Source organism: Mesorhizobium sp. M0601 (assembly GCF_040320845.1).
GTDB lineage: Bacteria > Pseudomonadota > Alphaproteobacteria > Rhizobiales > Rhizobiaceae > Mesorhizobium.
The window spans coordinates 1-5,457 of sequence record NZ_JAMYQK010000085.1; the positions used below are offsets into that span (position 1 = coordinate 1).

The following is a 5,457-nucleotide window of genomic DNA, read 5'->3' on the forward strand; positions in this document are numbered from 1 at the left end:
GATGGTTTGACATTGCATAGCACCGCCCTGCGACATGCCTGGTTGGCCTCGCTCAAAGGACGCTTGCAACAGGTCGACTAAGTCACTGTCTCGCGCAGGCGGCTTATAGAGGCCCATAACCGGCCGTGCCGAGTGAACCCGCAACCGAAACCTTTTCGCCGCTCCACTCTCAAGCTCAATTATCGCGCCCCGTTCAGGGCAAACTTTGAGCTAAGTGCCTCGTCCATGTTCCGGATACGAGCGGCGGGTACGAACCCCGCCAGGACCGACAACCAGTGGCCTGTCGTATTGCTGCTGAAGCATTCATCCAGGATTTCAGGCAGCGCGTCTCGATTTTGGAGCCTATCAGGAACCTTCGGAAGCGGGGGCCTCCGCGAGGTCGTCGCGGCCCAGGCATTTGCAGAGCGCTGGGAAAAACTCTTCCTTGTTGTTCTCCAATTCAATGTTGCTACAGAGGTTTTGTCATTGTTTTTGATGCGAAAAATAATGGCGGTTTCTCCCGAAATACTTGGAAACAACTGCCGGATAGGAAACCCTTGGCTGGGATAGAGCTTACCGTCGATATCGTGCCTTGAAAATTGAGAAATTGAATGATGAATGATATTGGTGGGGGGCATGAATCACATTCAGGTTGGAGCGGAGCTTAACTCAGATTAGGAAGCGGCGACCGTCGTGGCGGCCTCATCAAAGGCGATCCCACTCTTGTCACTCAACGCACCTCGTTGGACTGCGCATGAAAAATCCGCTTGATCTCCACACGCTTCAAATTGCGACAGCAGTTATCGAAAGTGGCAGCATGACTGGCGCTGCTCTTAGATTCGGTCTCACCCAGACAGCTATTTCCCATGCAGTCAGACGTGCTGAGAGCATGGTTGGCGTTGCCCTCGTTCATCGTCACAAGCGACCATTAGCGGCGACCGAAGCTGGGCTGGCCCTTGCCGTGCATGTTCGGGAGGTCACGCAGAAACTTGAAATCGCGTTTGACGAGGTCCGCTTGGTGGCCTCGATGCCCAAGCCCCTCGATTTACGAATAGGTCTGGTGGACACATTTGCCGCTACTATTGGACCGCAGCTCCTCAAGGAACTTGTTGATGGCGCAATGGCGCTACGGCTGACGGCATTGACGGGCATTGCATTGGTGCATGCCGAGGCGCTCAAACGACATTCAATCGACGTCGCGATCACCTCCGACACCATGGCCGATCTGGATGATGTTTCGCGATACCCGATTTTTAGGGAGCCATATCTGCTTGTGGTAGCAAAAAGCGCGGGAGCCGCCTGTCGCGACCTAAGCCTCGATGCGATCTTCCAGCGATACAAATTCATCCGCTACAGTGCCCGCTCACAGATGGGAACTCACATCGAAAGCCACTTGCGCCGCCTCCGGCTTGAGCCGCCGCGAATGCTGGAATTTGACAGTTCGGACACGCTTCTCGCCATGGTGGCAAGCGAAGTGGGATGCGCAATCACGACGCCCCTTGCCCTGTTGCAAGGACGTACCAGCGCCCCAGGTCTGGAAGTCTTGCCCCTCCCCAGTCCGGCGTTCTCCCGCGAAATCGCGTTGGTCACCAGACGAGGAGAGTTTCCGGCACTCGCAGCTGAAATCGCGCAACGTGCACGGGACATCGTATGGGTCACGGTTCAATCCCAGTTTACGGAATTGGTCCCGTGGCTTGCGCCAATCGCGGAGTCCGTGATGTTCAACACTTCGCATGAAAACTGAACACGCTTGATGGCGTTGGTGATGGCATCGGTGTCTCTGCGCAAAACACGGGCGAACCGCATGATCGGAATGAGTTCGGAGTCGATGGCATCGTCATCCACGCGTCCAGTGGTGCCGATCTCTTGCCGCGAAGGATGCCATTGAATCGCATCGCCAGGCGGCGCATCTCTGCGAAGCATGAGATCCTGCTTCACGGCATTAAGCTTTCTTGCCTGCCGCTATCAGCAGGCCTCTCGGCTTGATGCACAGCGCAGCGGTACTACTGGCGAGATCGCATGACCGGTGTCCGGATCTCGACCCGGCTCCGAATTCAACGTGGTCGGACCAACGGCCTGCTCTCTTTACCCCCGCCGCCACGCTCCGAGTAAGTCGCTCCAGATTGGCGAAACTGCCAGAGTAGCCGCGCTGTTTGACGTCATGAAACAAGTGCGTCCGCAGCGGTTCCCATCCTTCCAGCATTGGGCGAGGAAGGCTTCGAAACGCCGAGATGCCAAGGCGATCCGCGCCTTCTTGGGGTGAACAAAGCTTCGTGGAATGCGCACGCATCGTTCGGCCTTGGCCCGCATGTTTGCATCGGCGCTGCACTGACCTATCTCGAGGCGGAGATTGCCATGCGCACCGCATGCGGCGATTACCAGGATTGGCATTGGCCGACCATACGCACGTCTGGGGCAACAACGCGGCCTATCGCAGTCTCGATACCTGGCGCTGCGCTTCACCCCCCTTCGAGTTCCGGCGGGTCTGCCGGACCTCGCTGCCGCGAGTGCCTAAGTTCATGGCTGACGCCGGCTCGATCTGCTGGAGGAGATCCGCAGCCGGCTCCGCCAGCTCGAGGCACAAAACCTGCTTCGCCAGCGACGTGTTGTTGACGGGCCGCAGGGACCGCTCCTCGCCATCGACGGCAGGACCTATGTGCCTTTTGCCAGTAACGACTATCTGGGCCTCGCCAATCACCCGGCTCTACTCGCCGGCGCACGGAACGGGCTCGATCGCTTCGGCATCGGCGCCGCTGCGTCGGCATTGAGCACCGATCACACCAGCCTCAATGAGCAGCTCGAAACTGTGCTCGCCGAATTCCTCGGCATGCCGCGCGCGCTGCATTTCTCGACCGGGCTACATGGCCAATCTCGGCATCATCCCCGCTGGTCGGTCCTGCGACATCATCTTTTCCGATCGGCTTAACCACGCGTGCATCATCGATGGCGCGCAGCTCTCGGGCGCCGAGTTCCGCATCTAGGCTACATCTACTCGCGGGAGAGAGGTCGAGATTAAGGGCCGCCAAACTGCCCGTCTCAATTTGGAGACAATCAGTCGCCAGCGGTTCTTCGTCAAATGCAGTTTGTCTATGGCGGTCATCTAACACCCAGATAGATTTCAGGATGGCGCCCACTCCCGGAACGATTAAAGCGCGTTCCCGATGCACAAGCCGCCGTAGTCTTCACCCAACGATTAGAATCGCATCCAGGACGGACCAAACATAAACAGGCCTACGCTAAACAAACGCCTTTTCGCGACGCATATCGGTGCGATTCGCTGGTCAATATCGTGACAGCCAACCTGGCAGTATGCGGTGTCGCAATCGCTAAAGATCAGCAAGACTCCTGTTTGCATCTAATCTGATGCGAGCGCGTGGCTGGCATCTCGGACTGGCCGTTGCGCTGGCGCAGGCCGGTGCTATCGTGTTAAGCGCATTCGGGCTGCGGCAGTCTCAACCAGGGCGCGAGCAACTTGCGTCGACCGACCTGGCAGGCTTGCCGTTCAATCACCTGCCGATCTGTGGGCGGGAGTAAGAAGGAACATGAAGCTCTGACTGGAATCTTGTCCAGGAAACCGATACGGATCTCGTGGTCCTAGACTAACCTGGTACTACTGCGTCATGAGCCTGACGCGGACTGTCCATTGCCCTTATGCAGCACGGACGTCGTTGCAGACGGTTGGCCAGGGCCACAGTCAGGCGCTCGCCTGAGGGTTGGGATCGAGGTCGGGACGTGCCGCTCTGGTCGGATCGGAGGATCTGCGGGGTCGATAACCGTCGGGAAGACCAGGTGTTTGGCGGCCCTGGGCGCGAGTTTGAGTTGAGGGGGGATCGTGTTCCTCAGAGAGACCAAGAAGCCATAGGCGGCGATACAGAGGCTGGCGTGGTGGTGGAAGCCCCGCCACCCTCGGCCTTCGTAGTGACCCAGTCCCAGCTCCTGCTTGAGTTCCTGATAGTCTCGCTCGATCCGCCAACGCAGCTTGGCGGCGTCGACCAACTGGGGATCGTAGCGTCGGCCGGCAAGGTGGAGAGCCAATACTTGCTCGGCTCGACCTCGCCTTCAGGCCACTCGATCAGGAGCCACTCTTCGGCGTGAGCCTCGGGCCGATTGTAGTCCCTGGATGCCGGCCGCAAGCGCACGGCGGCGAAGCGGGAATTGAGTTCAGTGTTGGTTCCTTCACGCCAGGCGATCGTGCGCCAAGCCTCGGCGTCGAACTCCTCGGCCAGGGCCTTGGCCGAGATCGGCTTGTGATTGTCGGTTCGGCCGACTCGAGACGACGGCCGGCCTCTTCCGCTCCAAGGCTTGGGCGGCAGCGGGCTCTCGCCTTGGCGCCAGGCGCTGAGTGTGGGCTGAACGCCGACAACATAGGTCAGACCGAGCTCGGACAGGCCCGCGCGGAAACCGCCGTCGGCGGCATATCCGGCGTCGGCGAGAACCACGCCGGGCGCGACGCCTTCGGCCTTGGCCGTCCTGATCTGCTCGAGCGCGATCTGCGGCTTGGTCCGGAACGTGATCTCTGCCGGAATCTTAGCCTTCTTGCGTTGTTCCGGATCCTCCGCCCAGCTGTGCGGGAGATACAATTCGTAGGCGATCGGAAGCGAGGCTGCGTCATTTGCGATCGATAGGCTAACCGCATTCTGACAGTTGTCCTGCTTGCCCGCAATACTGGCGCGCTACGCCCACCGAGTGCTTGCCCTTCTTGGGAAAGCCCGTGTCATCCACGATCCACGCCCGGATCGGTCCACGCTGCTCGATCTGTGGAAGAACCCAGTCGCGAACCCGCGCTAGCAAGGCCACGTCCGACCACGGCGCCTATTCCCACTAAATGCAGCAGAGACTGATGCTTGGCCGACACCCGCGACGGCGCCGTGACGGCCGCCAACGGCTCCACGCTTTTGCGCTCTATCGGTATCAGAAGTCAGTGGCAATAATACTTCAGCGGCTCAGCTCGGTCGGCGTGGCCGACCACCCCGATCAAAGCATCGACATAGGCGTCGAACGCGGCTTCACTCTCGGCTGTCCAGTCGGGCATGGCGGGCACTTCCCTGATCACGAAGCAGCACCCTAACAAATCCGCGACCAGCGCGAATCCCCCGCAGCCGCGACTTTCTGACTCAGTAAGACTAGGGAACTGCAGGCACTCGCGGTGCTGTGAACCACTGCCGAAGAGCTAGCTCCGCACGCCGCGTTCTGTGGGAACCGGGGGCGGGTGACCCGCCCCCGGTGACTCGGTGGGCGGCGTCGCGAGGCGTCCCCCTATCCCGATCAATCTCGAGAACCAACTCTCAATGTTTTCACATAGTTTAACACGAGGTGCAAAATGAATCCTATGCGGCGAATAAGTGGAACTTCAGCCTGACTGTGGCTTTGCTGCCGGAAACAGGAGATAGGAGGATGAGACGACCGCGCCGGAACAGCCTCGCTTTCAAGGCAAAGGTGGCGATTGCCGCGATCAGCGGCGAACAGTCGCTGGTAAAC

4 protein-coding genes and 2 pseudogenes are annotated in these 5,457 nt (G+C 59.5%); 2 read left to right on the forward strand and 4 right to left on the reverse strand.

The genetic code is table 11. The annotated features are described in order from the left end of the window. Positions 1–179: 179 nt before the first annotated feature. Positions 180–617, reverse strand: a complete 438-nt coding sequence (locus NKI41_RS32650; RefSeq protein WP_352687099.1) for a hypothetical protein — start codon at positions 615–617, stop codon at positions 180–182. Between the two features lie 116 nt (positions 618–733). Here NKI41_RS32650 and NKI41_RS32655 point away from each other — a divergent pair, with 116 nt between their 5' ends. Further along, the gene (locus NKI41_RS32655) at positions 734–1,723 is read left to right on the forward strand and encodes a LysR family transcriptional regulator (protein ID WP_352687102.1); all 990 of its coding nucleotides are present in this window, start codon (positions 734–736) and stop codon (positions 1,721–1,723) included. A 5-nt stretch (positions 1,724–1,728) separates the two neighbouring features. Here NKI41_RS32655 and NKI41_RS32660 read toward each other — a convergent pair. Continuing rightward, positions 1,729–2,202, reverse strand: a pseudogene (locus NKI41_RS32660) (ISL3 family transposase); the annotation flags it as partial. Between the two features lie 566 nt (positions 2,203–2,768). Here NKI41_RS32660 and NKI41_RS32665 point away from each other — a divergent pair. Continuing rightward, positions 2,769–2,960, forward strand: coding sequence for a hypothetical protein (locus tag NKI41_RS32665; RefSeq protein ID WP_352687104.1), 192 nt, complete (start codon positions 2,769–2,771; stop codon positions 2,958–2,960). Between the two features lie 637 nt (positions 2,961–3,597). Here NKI41_RS32665 and NKI41_RS33470 read toward each other — a convergent pair. Continuing rightward, on the reverse strand, positions 3,598–4,014 hold the full coding sequence (locus NKI41_RS33470) for a transposase (RefSeq protein ID WP_502901271.1): 417 nt from the start codon (positions 4,012–4,014) through the stop codon (positions 3,598–3,600). 26 nt (positions 4,015–4,040) lie between these two features. Continuing rightward, positions 4,041–4,776, reverse strand: a pseudogene (locus tag NKI41_RS33475) (IS701 family transposase); the annotation flags it as partial. Positions 4,777–5,457 lie beyond the last annotated feature (681 nt).